Source organism: Microcoleus asticus IPMA8, assembly GCF_013179805.1.
In the GTDB taxonomy this organism is placed as follows: domain Bacteria; phylum Cyanobacteriota; class Cyanobacteriia; order Cyanobacteriales; family Microcoleaceae; genus Microcoleus; species Microcoleus asticus.
In genome coordinates this window covers 18329-35875 of the sequence record NZ_SRRZ01000055.1, presented here as the reverse complement: position 1 = coordinate 35875, position 17547 = coordinate 18329, and the positions used below count along the sequence as shown (strand labels likewise).

General features: G+C 44.9%; 16 protein-coding genes. 9 read left to right on the top strand and 7 right to left on the bottom strand.

Going from position 1 to position 17547, the window contains the following annotated elements; all coding sequences use genetic code 11:
* Positions 1–87: 87 nt before the first annotated feature.
* Together E5S67_RS15895 and E5S67_RS15890 are read right to left on the bottom strand one after the other, a co-directional pair.
* Positions 88–585: a chemotaxis protein CheW gene (locus E5S67_RS15895; RefSeq protein WP_172188842.1), complete on the bottom strand. Its 498-nt coding sequence runs from the start codon at positions 583–585 to the stop codon at positions 88–90.
* 258 nt (positions 586–843) lie between these two features.
* Positions 844–1209, bottom strand: a complete 366-nt coding sequence (locus E5S67_RS15890) for a response regulator transcription factor (protein ID WP_172188840.1) — start codon at positions 1207–1209, stop codon at positions 844–846.
* Between the two features lie 854 nt (positions 1210–2063).
* On the opposite strand from E5S67_RS15890, the gene E5S67_RS15885 reads away from it, so the two are divergent.
* From E5S67_RS15885 to E5S67_RS15870, 4 genes are all read left to right on the top strand, one after another.
* Complete coding sequence (locus E5S67_RS15885) at positions 2064–2918, top strand: phosphoadenylyl-sulfate reductase (RefSeq protein ID WP_246276807.1); 855 nt, start codon at positions 2064–2066, stop codon at positions 2916–2918.
* A gap of 188 nt (positions 2919–3106) precedes the next feature.
* A complete protein-coding gene (locus E5S67_RS15880; protein WP_172188838.1) occupies positions 3107–4039 on the top strand; it encodes a class II fructose-bisphosphate aldolase in 933 nt (310 codons plus the stop codon).
* Between the two features lie 287 nt (positions 4040–4326).
* On the top strand, positions 4327–6537 hold the full coding sequence (locus tag E5S67_RS15875; protein WP_172188836.1) for a Tex family protein: 2211 nt from the start codon (positions 4327–4329) through the stop codon (positions 6535–6537).
* A gap of 69 nt (positions 6538–6606) precedes the next feature.
* Positions 6607–7179, top strand: a complete 573-nt coding sequence (locus tag E5S67_RS15870) for a Uma2 family endonuclease (protein ID WP_172188834.1) — start codon at positions 6607–6609, stop codon at positions 7177–7179.
* A gap of 112 nt (positions 7180–7291) precedes the next feature.
* On the opposite strand, the gene E5S67_RS15865 is transcribed toward E5S67_RS15870, so the two are convergent.
* Complete coding sequence (locus E5S67_RS15865; protein ID WP_172188832.1) at positions 7292–7477, bottom strand: hypothetical protein; 186 nt, start codon at positions 7475–7477, stop codon at positions 7292–7294.
* Between the two features lie 25 nt (positions 7478–7502).
* Entirely contained in the window at positions 7503–8582 is a 1080-nt protein-coding gene (locus E5S67_RS15860) for a PIN/TRAM domain-containing protein (protein WP_172188853.1), read from the bottom strand.
* Positions 8583–8957: 375 nt separating this feature from the next.
* Here E5S67_RS15860 and hemW point away from each other — a divergent pair, with 375 nt between their 5' ends.
* The 4 genes from hemW to E5S67_RS15840 all read left to right on the top strand — a co-directional run bounded on the left by hemW (position 8958) and on the right by E5S67_RS15840 (position 13024).
* Positions 8958–10328, top strand: coding sequence for a radical SAM family heme chaperone HemW (gene hemW, locus E5S67_RS15855; RefSeq protein WP_172188830.1), 1371 nt, complete (start codon positions 8958–8960; stop codon positions 10326–10328).
* A gap of 227 nt (positions 10329–10555) precedes the next feature.
* Positions 10556–10816 (top strand): hypothetical protein, encoded by a 261-nt coding sequence (locus E5S67_RS15850; protein ID WP_172188828.1) that lies wholly within the window; start codon positions 10556–10558, stop codon positions 10814–10816.
* Positions 10817–10918: 102 nt separating this feature from the next.
* Positions 10919–11191, top strand: a complete 273-nt coding sequence (locus tag E5S67_RS15845; RefSeq protein ID WP_172188826.1) for a DUF1830 domain-containing protein — start codon at positions 10919–10921, stop codon at positions 11189–11191.
* A 267-nt stretch (positions 11192–11458) separates the two neighbouring features.
* Positions 11459–13024 carry an FAD-binding oxidoreductase gene (locus E5S67_RS15840; RefSeq protein WP_172188824.1) on the top strand — a complete coding sequence of 522 codons (1566 nt, stop codon included), beginning with the start codon at positions 11459–11461 and terminating at the stop codon, positions 13022–13024.
* Positions 13025–13195: 171 nt separating this feature from the next.
* On the opposite strand, the gene E5S67_RS15835 is transcribed toward E5S67_RS15840, so the two are convergent.
* Positions 13196–14065, bottom strand: coding sequence for a lipid kinase (locus E5S67_RS15835; RefSeq protein ID WP_172188822.1), 870 nt, complete (start codon positions 14063–14065; stop codon positions 13196–13198).
* Positions 14066–14284: 219 nt separating this feature from the next.
* On the opposite strand from E5S67_RS15835, the gene E5S67_RS15830 reads away from it, so the two are divergent.
* Positions 14285–15583, top strand: a complete 1299-nt coding sequence (locus E5S67_RS15830) for a HEAT repeat domain-containing protein (protein ID WP_172188820.1) — start codon at positions 14285–14287, stop codon at positions 15581–15583.
* Between the two features lie 391 nt (positions 15584–15974).
* Here the strand turns inward: E5S67_RS15830 and E5S67_RS15825 are convergent, their stop codons facing one another.
* Together E5S67_RS15825 and E5S67_RS15820 are read right to left on the bottom strand one after the other, a co-directional pair.
* Complete coding sequence (locus E5S67_RS15825) at positions 15975–16544, bottom strand: DUF3611 family protein (protein WP_172188818.1); 570 nt, start codon at positions 16542–16544, stop codon at positions 15975–15977.
* Positions 16545–17012: 468 nt separating this feature from the next.
* On the bottom strand, positions 17013–17300 hold the full coding sequence (locus E5S67_RS15820) for a DUF2238 domain-containing protein (RefSeq protein WP_172188788.1): 288 nt from the start codon (positions 17298–17300) through the stop codon (positions 17013–17015).
* Positions 17301–17547 lie beyond the last annotated feature (247 nt).

Sequence of the window (17547 nt, the reverse complement as noted above, 5' to 3'; positions counted from 1 at the left end):
ATTAAGGAGGGGCAAATCGGATGCCGGCGATCGTTAGTTAAATTTATTGATGGAAAGCAGTTGCTGATTTATCTGTATTCTTGATTTTTACCAGCGTTCCGAATGGGCGATCGCTTCTACATCGACAATCATTAGCAAGCGTCCTTCGGAATTGTACAGACCTTTTAAAAAAGGTGCTAAGTCGGGACTGACATCTATCGCTGAGACAGTGCGATCGGGATTTAGAGATAAAACTCCTTCGACGCGGGAGACGGCTAATCCTATACGCATTCTCGACAATCTCACGTCTCGCGGATCGGGCGCTTCTACCACTAAGATGCGGCTGCTTGGGTGGTAGGTATCAACCGGCTCGATGCCCGCAAACCGTCCGAAGTCTGCTGCTGCTAAGATTTCGCCCCGCAAGTTGGTTAATCCCAGCAAAAATGGCAGGGTGTTGGGAACCGGGGAAATCGGTTGTTCCTTGAGCGAAAGGACTTCCCGCACTGCCTCTAATTCTATGGCGAACAGACTGCCTCCTTGACCGAACAGGAGAAATTGCTTTGTTCCACTTGTCTGATTGCCCGCCCGGGGAGCAGTTGTTTTCATTGCTTATTTTTTGTTTTTAGTGTAGCTTACAAATTATGGTTTTGCTTTGGTCTAAAAACCGACCCCAGATCGAGTTTTTCAGCATCATTTTTGGTGCATAAAATGTTTCCGCTAAATAAATTGCGGATTTTGCAAATAAGCAGGTCGCTATCATTAAACATAAAACTTTTAGGGGTTTCAAAAACCCAGTTTATTAAAAAAAACGGGATTTGTCGGTATAATGTTTTTTGAGAAACTGCCGATCGCTTTATGTTTTGTTTACGCGGAAAGCAGGCGCTGCACGATGTTGACGAGTTGCTGAGGTTCAAAGGGTTTGCTGACGTAAGCGTCGGCGCCTAAATCGGTTCCCCAAGCTTTATCGATCTCGGTGTTTTTATGAGTACAAAATACTACGGGCAAGTTTGCAGTTGCGCGATGGCCCCGCAATTCTCTGATCAATTCAAACCCGTTCATTCGCGGCATCACTACGTCTAAAACGACCAGAGCAGGACACTTTTTTTGGATCAGGGCGAGTGCCTCTTCGCCGTCGTTAGCGCGGATCACTTCCAGTCCGGCATCTTGAAGAATGCGGCAAATGATTTCTAGTTCGGTCTTTACGTCGTCCACTACTAAAACTTTTGACATGATTCCACACTTCCTTGCTGTTATTGACAGCAGACTATGTTTATTCAGAAGCTGGCGCGATCGGCGGTGAGACTATTCCGCTTTGCGAACAAATTAATGTACTTCTAAAGACAATATAGCCGATCGCATGGCTGAAGGTTGGCTGTCAGCGATAAAAAGCGATAAAAATTTACTTCGCTCACGGAATCACCCTGAATAAATTAATCTGTAAGTAGTAATTGGTAATTGGCTTTTTTGAAACCAACAGCTATTATTATAACGATCGATCTGGATAGAAAAATTGGATTTTCTAAGATGGGATTTTTGCTTTTTTCCGACCGATATAGTTGTAATTGCTCGCGATGAGCTAAACAACCTCCAACCTTGCGATTGCTTTCCTTAGGTTCGCGAAAGTTAACGCACAGCGAACAATAACTTCATCAATTAGCAATTAGCAATTCCCAATTCCCAAAAGTTAACCTTCAAGAATTACTCGCAAATTTCCTCGCTTTTTAGTAAGCCGACAAGCAGTTGACGAACCGGATATGTCAAATTGCAAATCGAGCCAAGTTGAGCATACTCTGAAGTTATTTATCCACAGTTTTTAAATCGATTATAATGTGGTATAACCGATAATTAATAACTATTCTTTGGTAGCATATGATACTAGATTTAACATCATTTGCAGCAGTTGAAAAATACTGCACGGAGCGATCGCTCTGGCTGTTGCGCTCGTAGCCCCCGAAAAGTTCGGGGGGAGGCTCGTAGGGTGGCAGCAATGTCATGTCAAATAAGCCTTGAGCTACTTCTAAAGTAGAGGAGTGTTGGGTTCACCAAAACTTGAAGAAGCGGGCGATCGCCATCCTCGAGCTTGATTGTGGGTCCAGCCGAAAAGACTGCTGCAAAATGCAGTCAAATTCATCGGTGATAGAGAGACGGCGATCGGCTATAATAAAGGTCTAGAGGAAAAGAACACCGATAACCCGAAAATAATGGTTGCCATCCAGAACAATCTCAACATTGCCGCCCTAGAAGCAGAATACAGTCAAAAAACACCGCGAGAAATTCTCAAATTTGCCCTAGAAAACTTTGAAAATATCTCAATTTCTTTCAGCGGTGCCGAGGACGTAGTTCTGATCGATCTAGCCTCAAAGATTACCAAAAATTTCCGCGTTTTTACCCTCGATACCGGCAGATTACACTCAGAAACCTATCAGTTTTTGGAGCAAGTCAGAAAACATTACGGCATTAAATTAGAAGTAATGTTTCCCGATGCTGCTGAAGTACAAGCCCTAGTAGATGAAAAGGGATTGTTTAGTTTTTATCAAGACGGTCACAAAGAATGCTGCGGCGTGCGGAAAGTCAAGCCGCTGCGCCGCAAACTGAATACTCTCGATGCTTGGATTACCGGTCAGCGCAAAGACCAAAGTCCCAGTACCCGCAACGGTATTCCGGTTATTGAAGTTGACACTGCATTCTCAACTCCCGATCGTGAATTAATTAAATTCAACCCCTTAGCAAACTGGTCTTCGGCAGAGGTTTGGGACTACATTCGCGCTTTGGATGTGCCTTACAACAAGTTGCACGAACGTGGTTTTGTAAGCATTGGTTGCGAACCTTGTACGAAGCCGGTATTGCCGAACCAACACGAACGCGAAGGTCGCTGGTGGTGGGAAGAAGCGACACTAAAAGAGTGCGGTTTGCACGCTGGTAACGCACAGAAACAGTAAATGAATTAGTCGTAGGGTGTGCAACGGGCGCCAAACGGAGAATAAATGCGTACCCAACAAATAGTAGGGTACGCAATCCGCACCCTACGCAAGAATTCGCAATTACAAAAAATAAAAATTAAGATGAGCTTGCAACCGAACTTTGATAGGATAATCGACATTCAGAACAGTTTTTAAGCCAGGTACTTATGCTCGCCTCAACTAGCGAATTGCTGAACACGGCCCGGAGAAACGCTTATGCGATCGGCGCTTTTAACGTCTACAACCTCGAAGGAGTAAAAGCCGTCATCGATGCCGCCGAAGCGCTGCAAAGTCCTGCTATGCTGCAACTTCACCCCAGCGCCCTCAAATACGGAAAATCGCCCTTAGTCGCGCTTTGCATGGAAGCCGCGCGCAAATCTTTAGTGCCGATCTCAGTACACTTAGATCACAGCACCTCAGAAAAAGACATTCATCTCGCCCTAGACGCCGGCATCAAATCAATTATGGCAGACGGTTCTCCTTTGCCCTACGAACAAAACTTAATATTTACGCGCGAAATGACTAAATTATCCCACGCTAACGGTGCGGTAGTTGAAGCAGAAATCGGCAGAATTAGCGGCACTGAAGACGGTTTGACAATCGAAGAAAAAGCTGCAAAAATGACAGATCCATTGGAAGCAGTAGAGTTTATCAAAGAAACTCAGGTAGATTTTTTAGCAGTAACAATTGGCAACGTTCACGGCAAATATTTCAGCGAACCAAAACTCGATTTCCCGCGTTTGGCAAAAATACGCGCTTCTGTTCCCGTGCCGTTAGTGCTGCACGGTGCTAGCGGTTTGCCGGAATCAATGATTAATCAATCTATTAAATTAGGAGTATCTAAATTTAATGTGAATACGGAAGTTCGCGAAGCTTATATGGACGTTTTAAAAACTAGCAGTTCTTTGTCAGATCCAGATTTGTTGGAAGTAATGGAAAAGGCGATCGATGCCATGCGATCGGTCATTTCTGACAAACTGCAACTTTTCGGTTCTGCCGGTAAAGCTTATCTGCATCAATCTCCCTACGCGGACGAATTGACCGCAAAGAGTACCAGCGACAAACCAGCGGAAACCAATCAAGTTTTTGTCAAATCTTAAAGGCTGTTTGTAGTGATGATTTCAGTCTTATTTTGAATAAAAAAACTAAAATCCTGGCTGCAAATCTGTTTGCAGTCAGGATTTCTGTAGTCTCTATGGCAATATTGAAAAATTACGGCATTTATGCTAACATCATGTTAACACTGCTAGGACAATCGATAAAACTCTCTAAAAGTCTTATTTATCTGATTTCCTGCTCTGTATCCTCTGCAGTTCATTTCCCTCTTAATTCGCACAAATCCTAAATAATTTATTAACCGCCAGCAATTGACCCGACATTCTGCACTATGATCGACATTCCTCAACTGATTGCTCAAGAACTTTCCATTAATCTGTCTCAAGTCAATAATGCTCTGGAACTTTTCGCCGAGGGAGCAACTATTCCGTTTATTGCCCGCTACCGCAAAGAACGCACGGATTTACTGAATGAAATTCAGTTGCGGGATATCTCCGATCGCTTCACATATTTGACTGAAATTGAAGAGCGCAAAAAGTCGATTTTAGATACGATTAGCTCTCAGGGAAAACTCACTGAAGAACTGCAAGCTAAAATCGAATCGTGTTTGCAAAAAAACGAACTAGAAGACCTTTATCTGCCTTACAAGCCCAAGCGGCGGACGCGAGCGACAATTGCTAGAGAAAAAGGTTTGGAACCGCTGGCAGAATTTATCAAGTCTCTGAACTTACCGACGGCTAAACCAGCAGACTTTGAGGCGGAAGCAGCTAAATACATTTCGGAAGAAAAGGGAGTTAAAACAGCAGAAGAAGCTCTAAAAGGTGCTGCGGATATTTTGGCGGAAGCGGTTTCGGAAAAAGCAGAATTGCGGGCTTATTTGCGAGAATTTTTAATGAAAACCGGAGTCTTTGTCTCGAAAATTAAAGATGATTTCCCGGAAGAAAGCACTAAATTTGAAATGTACCGCAATTATCAAGTTGCGGCGAGAAGCGTTCAGTCGCACAATATGTTAGCGCTGTTTCGCGGGGAAACGGAAGGGGTTTTAGATTTGGAACTGGCTTTTGATGAATCCGCAGTGATGGCTTATTTGGAAGCTCAGGAAATTAGAACTAGGATACCGGAAGTTAAAGAGTTTTATCGATCGACTTTGAAGGATGCCTTCAACCGACTGATGAAGACTTCGTTAATTACAGAAGTGCGATCGCACAACAAAGCCGTCGCTGATATCGAGTCGATCGCCACTTTTGAAACCAACCTCCGCGAGTTGCTGCTGTCGGCGCCGGCGGGAATGAAACCGACACTGGCGATCGATCCGGGATTTCGCACGGGCTGCAAAGTTTCCGCCCTCGATGAAACCGGGCAATTTTTAGAATATCAAGCAATTTTTCCCCACCAAGCGGCCGCTCAGCGACAGCAAGCTGGTAAAATTGTCAAGCATTTAATTGAAAAATATAAAATTGAATTAATCGCGATCGGCAACGGTACAGCTTCCCGGGAAACAGACGAATTTGTTTCGGAAGTTTTGGCAGAAATGGAAAGAAAACCGATTAAAGTCATGGTGAATGAATCGGGTGCATCGATTTATTCAGCAAGCGAAGTGGCGATCGCCGAATTTCCAGACCTCGACATCACCGTCCGCGGCGCAGTCAGCATCGGACGGCGCTTGCAAGACCCCCTCGCCGAGCTCGTGAAAATCGACCCGAAATCAATAGGAGTCGGTCAATACCAGCACGATGTTGACCAAAAACTGCTCAAAAAGAAACTCGACGAAACCGTCGAAAGCTGCGTTAATTATGTGGGAGTTGACTTAAACACAGCCTCGAAAGAACTGCTGACATTTGTCTCAGGAATGACGGCAACAGTTGCCAAAAATATCGTCAATTACCGCAACGAAAACGGCGCATTTAAAAATCGCCGCCAACTCCTGAAAGTTCCCAAACTCGGGCCAAAAGCTTTTGAACAAGCAGCCGGGTTTCTCCGCATTCGCGGGGGCGAAAACCCCCTGGACAATACAGCAGTTCATCCCGAAAGTTATCCTGTCGTGCAGGCGATCGCCAAGGATTTAGACTTGCCGCTGACAGGAATAACACAAATATCGGAAACAATCAAGACTGTAAACATCAAGAAATATGTCACCGACAAAGTGGGTGAACCAACACTCCGAGACATTATTTCCGAACTAGAAAAACCGGGAAGAGACCCGCGAGCCGAGTTTAAATATGCCACTTTCCAAGCAGGAATCAAAGAAATCTCCGACTTGCAAGTGGGGATGGAATTAGAAGGCATAATCACGAATGTAGCTAACTTTGGAGCGTTTGTTGATGTGGGAGTGCACCAAGATGGTTTGGTTCACATTTCTCAATTAGCCGATCGCTTCGTAGATGACCCCAAACAGATTGTTAAAGTCGGACAAGTTGTGAAAGTGCGAGTTTTAGAGGTGAATGAGAAGTTAAAGCGGGTTAGTTTGACAATGAAGCTGCAAGAAAAACCGCAACCGCAAAATGGCAATAGCGCGAGGCTTCCGGCCCCGCGCCGTCGTTAAAACTAGGGCTGAAAGCTGAAAAAGGGCGATCGGCTATAATTATGTCATGCTCACCAACCTCAAAATTATATGGTTGCAAGTAAAAGCGACACCTACGTCTCTCCTGAAGATTATTTAGCAGCCGAGAAAGTCAGTCCGATCAAACACGAGTACAGGCAAGGTGAAATCTATGCAATGGCAGGGGCAAGCAAAGCTCATGTCATCATTAGTCTCAATGCAGCAACTTTGCTGAGAAATCATCTTCGGGGAAGTGGCTGCATATCTTACATGGCAGACATGAAAGTTATGCTCAATACATCAAATTTTTATTACTATCCCGATGTAGCGGTGAGTTGTGATGAACGAGACAAAAATGCTGCGGAAGATTTCATTCGCTACCCGCGCTTAATTGTGGAAGTTTTATCGCCGACAACAGCGGCTTTTGACAGAGGCGATAAATTTGCTGATTACCGCACTTCTGAAAGTTTGCAAGAGTATGTATTAATCAATCAAGAAAGAGTTAGTGTAGAGTGTTTTCGCCGGAATGCAGAGGGTTTGTGGGTGCTTTATCCTTATAGTCAAGGACAAGAAGTTCAGTTTGCTAGCGTTAATTTTAGCTGTGCGATCGAGACATTGTATGAAGATGCGATCGAGATTAGTTGATTCTAATTACTCCAGAATCACTAGAATAATTCGGAATTAGATATGGAGATTATCGAACCGCGAAGACGCTAAGGACACGAAGGAAGAGAAAAGAAGAAGAAGCTGGTAATTGCTATTTTTTCTTGGTGGCTTTCCAAGTGCCGCCGTAGAAGTAAAAAGGATTGTTTGCGCTGACAGATTCCCAACATTTAAGACACAAAAAAAACCACTGCCCCGATTCGTCATACCGGGCGCGGTAGAGAGTCGGGGCAGATTGGGAACAGCGATCGCAATATTTGATTCTGATTGCCCTGGCCATTGTTACTCAGTTTCAAAACTCAGTTTCAAACAATAACGGACTCTTGAGGGCGGGCGAAAATCATGCGGCCGGCGCTGGTTTGCAGGGCGCTGGTGACTACGACTCTCGCTTCGCCGCCGACATAGCTGCTTCCTGCTTCCACGACAACCATTGTGCCGTCATCCAAGTAACCGATTCCCTGAGAGGGTTCTTTGCCTTCTTTGCGGATTTTTAGTTCGATCGTATCTCCCGGCAAATAAGTTGGCCGCACCGCATGAGTCAAATCGTTGATATTCAAAACCGGCAGTTTTTGGACGGTAGCTACTTTCGACAAGTTGTAATCGTTGGTGAGCAAAATGCCGTCGATATCCAAAGCGAAGCGGACTAATTTCGCATCGACTGTCGCAAGATCTTCGTAGTCAGCCGAGTGAATTTGAATGCGTTCTGGATATGTTTCTTTGATGCGGTTGAGAATATCTAAGCCCCGGCGCCCGCGCACTCGCTTTTGATCGTTGGCGGAATCAGCTATTAGTTGCAGTTCTTGGAGCACGAATTGCGGCACGATAATTTGACCTTCGAGGAAACCTGTTTCTAGCAGGTTTTCAATCCGGCCGTCAATAATGCAGCTAGTATCGACAACTTTGGCACTTGCTGGTTTGAAAGTACCTTCGGCTACCAACACAGTGTCTAAGGTTTTCGGGTTAATCAGCCGCAAGAAAGCGCGGCCGTGGGTGTCGGTCAAACTGACGCCTGTGAAGCCGAACATGAGGCTTCCCAAGACTGCGACTAGAGGTTTGATGAAGCCGAACTCGCGGGGAATTGGCAGCAGGAACAGCGGAGCCAGCATTAAGTTCGCTACTAGCAGTCCGATGATTAAGCCGATCGCCCGCGTCAGTAACATCTCCACTGGCATATCGCGAACTTGTTTTTCCAGGCGCCGGTAGGTGGTTTGAGCCACTAATCCCAGCACGAAGCCGATTAATGCTCCAAACGAGCCTAGTACAGAACTTAAACCTTGTATATTTGTAACTTGCAGCAGCAGATTGCTCGGCAGGAGTTCGACTCCGTAATAGCCTATGCCTCCGCCTGCGATTATGAATGAGATTATTATGATTGCGTCTAGCATTAGTTCTAGGTTAATGAATTTATTCACATTATATCTTTGCAGTGCTGATACTTGTTTTTATGCTGTGGTCGGATATCGCTATGTTTACTCAGGGATTTTCATAAACTTATATTTCGCGGTTGTACCCTTTGGGGGTTCAACCAGTGAGTTGCTCGGCATTTACCACGCCCCGCCGAAAGCAGGCACGAAGTGCGAATAGAGCGCCCTGCGCGCTGTTCGGGAATTGTGGCAGATCGAAACTGGTACGAGGTTAAATTAAAAGAGCCGATCGTTCGCAGCGCTTTTTTGGTAAGAAAATGTCATAATATACATAATTATTCATAATGGTTTAATTAAAACTTTAGATTTGAAGTTGCGCTTTCGGCTTGAGATGTAATGAACCCTGCCACAGATTATTTAACATTTGAATTTAAAAAAAGTGCGCAAGTGACAAATTCCGGCATTCCCAGTTCGGCTTACCTGCACGTACCTTTTTGTCGGCGCCGCTGTTACTACTGCGATTTTCCGGTTTTTGTGGTGGGCGATCGCAAAAATGGCGAGAATTCCGGCACAATCGTGCAATACGTTGCTGTACTGTGTCAAGAAATTCAAGAAACTCCAAATTTAGGGGCATCTCTGGAAACAGTTTTTTTTGGTGGTGGCACGCCTTCGCTGCTTTCTGTCAGTCAGTTGAGCAATATTTTAGAGACTCTAGACGGCAAATTTGGGATTGCTGCTGGGGCGGAAATTTCTATAGAAATAGACCCGGGTACGTTTACTTTAGAACAGTTGCGGGGATATGCAGCGGCGGGAGTAAATCGAGTTAGTTTGGGAGTGCAAGCTTTTCAGGATGAATTGCTGCAAGCTTGCGGACGATCGCACTCTGTCGCTGATATTTTTGAAGCAGTAGAAATAGTGCGATCGGCAGGTATTGTCAATTTCAGTTTAGACCTGATTTCGGGACTGCCGCACCAAACTTTAGAACAGTGGGAAGCTTCCCTGAAATCGGCAGTGGAAATTAGCCCGACTCACCTGTCGAGTTACGACTTAATTGTTGAGCAGGGAACTGCTTTCGGGCGCTACTTTGAAGCAGGCGCGCAGCCGCTACCAGCAGATGAAACCGCTGCTCAAATGTACCGTTTAGCGCGGGAAATTCTGACCGGTGCTGGATACGAACATTACGAAATTTCTAATTACGCTCGATCGGGCTATCAGTGTCGCCACAACCGCGTTTATTGGGAAAATCGCCCTTATTACGGCTTGGGAATGGGGGCGGCGAGTTACGTGGAAGGCCGGAGGCTAACAAGGCCTCGCAAAACTCAAGAATATTATCAGTGGGTGCGATCGATGTCTCGCCTCAATTCCCCTGCTACCCCAAAACTTGGAGGGGAAACCCAGCCAGAGATGGATCTAGAAATTGAGCAAAATTTTCAACAAGTATCAGAAAATGACGTTTTGTTAGAAACGCTGATGCTAGGTTTGCGTTTAGCAGAAGGAGTTAGCCTGTCGGCGCTGACTGAAAAGTTTACGCAGCAAACGGTTGATAAAATTTGGCATTGTTTGCAACCATACTGGCGGCAAGGATGGGTGGAAATTATGACGGAAGATAGGGCGATTCCCTACGGGATAGCTCCGCTTCACGCAACTTTAAGCGAGGGCGCGAAACTGCCGTTTTCGGGAAATTTGAGGTTGAGCGATCCCGAAGGTTTTTTATTTTCTAATACTATTTTAGCCGATTTGTTTAGCAAGCTAGGCGAGGATAATTAGCTCTGTCTAAGGAAGTACATCTCCAGGGAAGCCGCTCAGCATTAAAGCCCGGTCTGCAAGTTCGGCAGCAAGAAAATTAAATTGCTCCCTAGCTTTATAATGTCAAAAATGACCTATTTTCTATCGATCCCTAAACAAAACTTAAGATGCGAACTAAGCCTTGAGATAGACGCCACGACTGAAATCCCGCTGTCATACTTAAGAGACAACATTTAAAAAATACCTTAATGGAAACTCTAACTTTAGAACGCAACAACATCCACAGCAATCGCAATCAGGTAATTAGCGAGCGTGGCTTCAATCCGGCTTCTAAGTGTAATTTTTGCGGTCACTATAAACTGCAAAGAGGTTCCGTGGGTCACTGTGAATTGTTCAACGCACCTGTTCGGGGAGAATGGAAATCTTGCACTTTAGCAATGCCAGCTTTTGCAGCTTCTTGGGAAAACGTGGAATGCGCCAAAGTTTCCCCAGAGGCCTTTATTAATTAACCTAAGAAATGTTGAAAAAATTTTGTTGTCACGGGTGATATGGTATATTAAGTTTAGGCCAGTCGCCGATGGATCGCACAGTTTCACAAACAAGTTAAAAATATGAATTTGACACTGAATGAGGTAATTTCCGAACGTCATGCGCGCATTTTGTGTTGGTATCTGAATACTACCAGTCAAGTGCAAATCGCTCGGATTACAAATATTCCTAATTGGTATTTTGAGCGGACGGTGTTTCCCGGGGAACGTTTTTTGTTTGAAGCGCTGCCGGAAGCTCAGTTAGAAGTTTGCAGGAGTGCGGAGAGCGGTGCTATTGTGTGCGAAGGAATTTTGTGCGATCGGCTGCGAGTTGAAGAGTTAAGCACGGCTGATTAAAGATAATTCCCCAGACTTACCGACGAAGGGTATAAACCCGGTTTTTTTTTGAGAAACCGGGTTTCTCTGTGTGATGATAAAAAAACTCCGTTCCCGATCGCACTCGCGACATCAGAAACCCGGTTGATTCGTATATTTCTCGTTACTAAGCCCACAATTGTTAGAAACCGGGTTTCTCACCACCTCATGCTTAAGCCCTAAAACTGTCGGAAACGTTGATCTAAGCTAAATTATAAAAAATCAACCACTGTTTAATACTAAAACCCGATGTCCCTCACCGAACAAATCCTCTCCCAACTGCCAGCAGACGCCCTCGGAGGCCTGAGAAAAGCCGATCGACTCTGGGAAAACCTCAAACAAAACACCGCACCAGCACCCCAAGCAGTCAAACACAGCCAACAACCCCTGGAAACCCTCGACTTCGACATAGTTATCGGCGGCGGAACCCTAGGAATATTAATCGGTACAGCCTTAGCCGTGCGGGGTTGGCGAGTAGCCCTGCTCGAACGCGGCATCCTGCGAGGCCGCGAGCAAGAATGGAACATTTCTCGCAAAGAATTAGACGCATTCTTAGAACTAAATCTGCTATCTGTTGAAGAGATTGAAAAGGCGATCGCCACCGAATACAACCCAGCCCGCATCAGCTTTGCCAACACCCCAGACATTTGGGTGCGCGACGTACTGAACATCGGAATAGACCCAGTTTACCTCCTAGAAACCCTCAAGCAGCGATTCATAGAAGCTGGAGGCAATTTATATGAAAATACACCATTTAAAACAGCCACAATTCACCCAAATGGCGTTCTTATTGAATCAGAAAATACCGCTTCACAACCTGCTAAAAACTTATTTAAAAGCCGATTATTATTAGACGCTATGGGACATTTATCCCCCATTGTCTGCCAAGCAAGACAAGGCAAAAAACCAGAAGCCGTATGTTTAGTAGTCGGCAGTTGTTCTCAAGGATTCCCCAAAAACGACACCGGCGACATATTTGCATCCTTCACCCCAATGCAAAATCAGTGCCAATATTTTTGGGAAGCATTTCCAGCCAGAGACGGCCGCACCACCTACTTATTTACCTACATAGACGCCGACACAGAAAGATTCAGTTTAGAAACCTTATTTGAAGAGTATTTGCGCTTGCTTCCCCAATATCAAAACGTCGAACTCGAACAGTTAAAATTCCAAAGAGCACTCTACGGATTCTTCCCCTGCTATCGCCAAAGTCCTCTAAAAACGCCTTGGAATCGCATACTCCCAGTTGGAGACAGCAGCGGTAGCCAATCTCCCCTCAGCTTCGGCGGTTTCGGGGCAATGGTGCGCCACCTCAAACGATTGACTCTAGGAATTGACGAAGCTTTGACAAGCGACAGTCTCAGCAACAATTCCCTCGCACTTTTGCAACCCTACCAGCCGAATCTATCAGTTACCTGGTTGTTTCAGCGTTCGATGAGTGCTGCGATGAATCAAAGAATAGACCCCAATCAAATCAATCAACTTTTGGCTGCCGTATTTCAGGTAATGGAAGAGTTGGGACAACCGGTACTCAAACCGTTTCTTCAGGATATCGTGCTGTTTCCGGCTTTGTCAAAAACCCTGTTTAAAACAGCAATTAGCCATCCCGGATTAGTGATGAAAATTATCCCGCAGGTTGGAATAGCTAATTTGCTCGATTGGATGGTTCATTATATAAATTTAGGACTTTATACGGGATTGCAGCCTTTGGGGAAAGCCGTAGAACCGCAGGTGAAAAATTTAGCACCGGAACAGCAATACTATTTTCACCGATTAGTTGAAGCGTGGCAATACGGTGCTGGAGGCGATTATTAAGTGAACAGGCTCTCCGGCCTGTTGCACAAGAAAATTACTCGTTACCAGGCTGGAGCCTGGTAACGCAGATCCGGAGGCTCTGCCTCCATTTTCGGCACCGAGGCAGAGCCTCTAGATATGGGTTCCCAGGCTCCAGCCTGGGAACCAGTTAACTGATATATGAGTTATGAGTTATGAAGGAGCTATAACTGCTAAAGCTTGGGGAATCACTCGGAATGTTGCAGGCGTGTGAGTGGTGATTTCACCGTCGGTATTAATCGGACGGCGTTTGCTAGTATTAACCTCAAATTCTTGAGCGTGCAAGGCACGAACGTTAGGCCAACTCGTATGATTTCCTTGCCTCATAGCTGGCAGCAAAGCAATAATTTCCCACCAGTTTTTTATTTCCAAACTGTACAAATCCAGTCGCTTGTCGTCGATTGTGGCATCTTCGGCAACTGTCATACCGCCGCCGTAATAGCGACCATTGCCAATGGCAATTTGAATAGTTTTAACATTAAAAGATTGGTCGTTTACTTTAATTTCTGCTCTGAATGGTTGCGATGACAAAATCGTCTGGAAAGCAGTAAAAGCATACGCGAAAACTCCCCAGCGCTGCTTCACGTCTTTAGTCAAGCGCTGGCAAATTTGCACGCTCAATCCCAAACTCGCCACATTTAAAAAATGCTTGCCGTTCACCCAACCCAAGTCTATTAACCGAACTTTCTGGCTGGCAATTACTTGACAAGCTGCGGATAAATCTGTAGGAATTCCCAGAGTGCGAGCTAGGTCGTTAGCCGTTCCCATCGGCAAAATACCCAAGGGTAACTTGGTGTCTATCAAACCTTCTATGGCAGCGTTGAGAGTGCCGTCGCCACCGCCGATTATTACTAATTCGACTTGATTTTTGTAGCGCCGAATTGTGTCGGGAAGTTCGCGGGCGTGGTCGGTAGATTCTACAATTAACTCAAAACCCAGTGCTTGCAATTCTACAGTGGCTTGAGATGATAACTTTTGCCCTTTTCGGGAGTGCTGGTTTACTAAAAGTAGAGCTTTCTTCATTTGTTGATTTTTAATTGGTTGAGGATTTTTAATTACAAAAAGTATAGCTTGATAGCTTAACTTTATGAAATTAATGCTTTAGTTCTATTTTACCGATTATGATGGATTGACAAAAATGTCAAAAAAGGGATAATTGTAGCCAAAGATTCCTAAAAAGTACCTCCGGCTCTGGGCTAGCAGCAAACAATCTCGCTTCTCGATCGAAGTAAAACTAAAATTATGTCTAATTTTTTAGAACAAGGGCAAGTCGCTGCCGATCGCCAAAACTGGTCTGGGTTAGTCGAATGCTTGCAGCAAGTGACAGCCAAGGGCAGCAAGCCGCAGGAACAACACATTTTAGATCGAGCTGTCAGTTTAGCAATACAAGCCTTAGAATGGGGCGATTTTCAAGACCGTTGGGAAATTGCTAAAGTATTGCCCAATCTGGGAAATGGCGCGATCGCACCTTTAATTGCCGTGCTCGAAGACGCAGACGCAGACACAGAGCCCCGGTGGTTTGCCGCCCGCATCCTCGGAAACTTCGATCGCCCGGAAGTGATTCAAGCTTTAGTAGAATTGGTCAAAAATTCCGACGAAGAATTGAGCCAAATCGCCGCCGAAACCCTAGGGAATTTCGGCCCGACAGCCATAGAATCCCTCGCAACTCTCCTACTCCAAGAAGACTCGCGACAGTTTGCAACAGCAGCACTCGCGCAAATTCGGCGCACCGAAACCATCCCACCGCTGTTGAGCGTAGTCGGAGACTCTCAAGTTGCGGTGCGCGCGCACGCAATCGAGGCCTTGAGCAGCTTTCGCGACTCCCGCATCCCGCCGGTACTGATAGCAGCACTCAAAGATCCGGCGACAGCAGTCAGAAAAGAAGCCGTGCGTGCCCTCGGGGTGCGCGCCTATTTAGATGCAGAATTAGATTTAGTTAACTTGCTCAAACCTTTGCTTTCGGACATCCGATTAGAAGTTTGCAAGCTGGCTGCGATCGCGATCGGGCGAGTGAAAACCGATGCTGCTGCGGCTGCTTTATTTGAATTGCTGCGATCGCCCACAACTCCGGTTGAATTGCAAATCGAAACTGTGCGCGCCCTAAGCTGGAGCGAAACCGCAGTCGCTTTAGAATATTTACAGCAAACCTTAATTGCCGAATTAAATAACACAAACTCTCCTATTTGTCAAGAGATTATCACTGTTTTAGGGCGAGTGGAAAAGCCGGAATTAAAAGCCAAAGCTGCTGAAATTATGCTCGATTTACTCGAAAGCAATCATCCCGCCGTGCATTCCGCGGCAATCAAACAATCTTTAGCTTTAGGGTTAGGGCAATTAGGAGATATTAGAGCGCTAGATGTGCTGATTCAACTGTTAGCAGATGCCGATAACAGCACCAGGCTGCACTGTACGGCTGCGCTCAAACAGCTAAATGCTATTGAGGCCAGACAGCAATTAGAAGTTTTAGTTAACCAAGAGAGTCTCGAACCAAGATTAAAACAGGGAATTGCGATCGCCTTGCAAGAATGGCCCGAGAATTAAGAGGGAGAGGATTTGCGGAGGGTGATTTAGGAAGCTGAATGCCACGGATATAGCTGAACTTTCAGAATATGAGCCTAAGTTTTGTTTGGCATGATTCAAAATCTATCTATTTCAAGATAGATGAAATATCTCTCAATATAATTAATAAATTACATTTTTAAAATTTAAAAACGGTGGAGCGGGCTGATTACCATTAGCAGGAGCGATCGCTACCAATTCCAGATTAGATGTTCATCCAAATAGCCAGTTTGTTTAGCTTGTAGCTGCACAGTCTTCGCTCTCTTTCGCCAAGACAGTGCAACACTACAAACCTTAGTTAAATGTGCCAGCCCTTGTCAGTCCTAACGACATAGGAGCTGTGTTTGCCTTTAGCGATCGCTAATGCTGCCAATTACTCTTCTACCCAATTGAGCAACCCAAGAGAAGTAACAGCTCCAAAAAAGTGAGCGCCAATCAGATTGACGTTTGCCATAGTCACAAAAATATCTAGGGAACGAATCACATTTTCTGGCGCATAAGCTGCCATCGCTTGCGGTTGACTGAGAGTTTTCGCTAGGACTACAGCAACTGTTTCTTCAGAAGCGACAAACGCGATTAATACCCCCACCAAACTAGAAATTAATCCAATCCGTAAGGTGTGAGTAATATGTTCTTTGCTGGGATATACCTGGGAATTTTCCGCGTGCAAAAGTCTGCCTAAAAGCCTGTAGCGAAAATCCCAAAAAATTCTAAAGCACAGCAATAAAAGACCAACTATCGCTAAAAATACCCCGAAACCAATACCTGCATTATTATTGGTTTGTTCGCTCATGTTGCGACCCAACATAGCAAATAATAAAACAATGCCGGAAACAGCACCCAAGAATAACTGTATCCAGAAGCTAAATCGACTGAACAAGCGAAAAGTTGCGACGAATTCGGTTTGGGTCAGCGGTTGGGACAAGGATTCTGGTTGAGTCATTATATACACCTTATTGCTGAATTGATCGTCAAAATAAACGAGGTAAGAAAGAGGTTCTGCTTGTCTTCCTATCGCAAGCGATCGCCTTATGGTTAGCTATGAGACTTATCCAGAAAACTCAGTTCAGCACAGGCAGGATGCCTGATGTTTGGGAACTGATTTGAGCAATCTCCGGTAAATAAAAGGTTGAACTCAACACAGCAACTGCCGTTGTGGTTGATTTAATTTTCCTAAAATCCTCCCGGTTCTGAACCATCAACTTCTTGCAACAATTGCAACAATGGGAATTGAAATTCTTAGAATTTGAGTTAGGTAAAAGGTCTATTTGCCCTTTTCAACATTATTTCAATATCTGCCTTCTATTTTAATTTAATCTAACTCGCCCAACCTTGTCATCTGTCTAATGCCATAAAAAAATATCCACCTGATGGAAGATGATTGAGGAAAAACTTATGATAATGCTTTCAGTTAAGTGCGATCGCTCGGACTATTGGCGATCGATGCTTGATTCCCAACTGCCGCACAGGGGCGCATCCATTCTTGCAACGTCCAGAAGCTAGTTAGGGCAGCTATTGCAGCTCTCAAACTATCCAGAATCAAATCAATAATCGTATCATTCAGGCTCTCAATTACTTCGGTTGAGAGAACAATACCAGCCGTCCATTCGGCAACTTCCCACAAACCACCAATCGCAATCCCTAAACTGGTTATTGTTAGCAAATACAGCATTTTATGGTGGCAAAAAATAGTCAGCATTGAACTTTATGCTAAAAAGATAAATGCTAAAGTCACTACCAAAGTCGTGAAAGCATGAACGATTTCATCATCCTGACAAAAAGCATCTATTATCGAGCGAATATGCTTTGATTAGCTGTGACTACCCAGTGATATCTCATTGTTATTAATTGTACTAAATAACAGGGAAACCGCTGTAAAGTTTGGGTGCGCCATAAGCACCTTGCGTAGAACTTAAATATTGAATTTTGCACTCAATAACTTATTA

What these genes read in the sequence shown, in the direction of transcription:
- E5S67_RS15830 (WP_172188820.1), top strand. Translation starts at nt 14,285, where the DNA reads ATGTCTAATTTTTTAGAACAAGGGCAAGTCGCTGCCGATCGCCAAAAC.
- E5S67_RS15845 (WP_172188826.1), top strand. Translation starts at nt 10,919, where the DNA reads ATGAATTTGACACTGAATGAGGTAATTTCCGAACGTCATGCGCGCATT.
- E5S67_RS15820 (WP_172188788.1), bottom strand. Translation starts at nt 17,300, where the DNA reads ATGCTGACTATTTTTTGCCACCATAAAATGCTGTATTTGCTAACAATA.
- E5S67_RS15840 (WP_172188824.1), top strand. Translation starts at nt 11,459, where the DNA reads ATGTCCCTCACCGAACAAATCCTCTCCCAACTGCCAGCAGACGCCCTC.
- E5S67_RS15865 (WP_172188832.1), bottom strand. Translation starts at nt 7,477, where the DNA reads ATGGCCAGGGCAATCAGAATCAAATATTGCGATCGCTGTTCCCAATCT.
- E5S67_RS15895 (WP_172188842.1), bottom strand. Translation starts at nt 585, where the DNA reads ATGAAAACAACTGCTCCCCGGGCGGGCAATCAGACAAGTGGAACAAAG.
- E5S67_RS15860 (WP_172188853.1), bottom strand. Translation starts at nt 8,582, where the DNA reads ATGCTAGACGCAATCATAATAATCTCATTCATAATCGCAGGCGGAGGC.
- E5S67_RS15880 (WP_172188838.1), top strand. Translation starts at nt 3,107, where the DNA reads ATGCTCGCCTCAACTAGCGAATTGCTGAACACGGCCCGGAGAAACGCT.
- E5S67_RS15890 (WP_172188840.1), bottom strand. Translation starts at nt 1,209, where the DNA reads ATGTCAAAAGTTTTAGTAGTGGACGACGTAAAGACCGAACTAGAAATC.
- E5S67_RS15850 (WP_172188828.1), top strand. Translation starts at nt 10,556, where the DNA reads ATGGAAACTCTAACTTTAGAACGCAACAACATCCACAGCAATCGCAAT.
- E5S67_RS15870 (WP_172188834.1), top strand. Translation starts at nt 6,607, where the DNA reads ATGGTTGCAAGTAAAAGCGACACCTACGTCTCTCCTGAAGATTATTTA.
- hemW (WP_172188830.1), top strand. Translation starts at nt 8,958, where the DNA reads ATGAACCCTGCCACAGATTATTTAACATTTGAATTTAAAAAAAGTGCG.
- E5S67_RS15875 (WP_172188836.1), top strand. Translation starts at nt 4,327, where the DNA reads ATGATCGACATTCCTCAACTGATTGCTCAAGAACTTTCCATTAATCTG.
- E5S67_RS15825 (WP_172188818.1), bottom strand. Translation starts at nt 16,544, where the DNA reads ATGACTCAACCAGAATCCTTGTCCCAACCGCTGACCCAAACCGAATTC.
- E5S67_RS15835 (WP_172188822.1), bottom strand. Translation starts at nt 14,065, where the DNA reads ATGAAGAAAGCTCTACTTTTAGTAAACCAGCACTCCCGAAAAGGGCAA.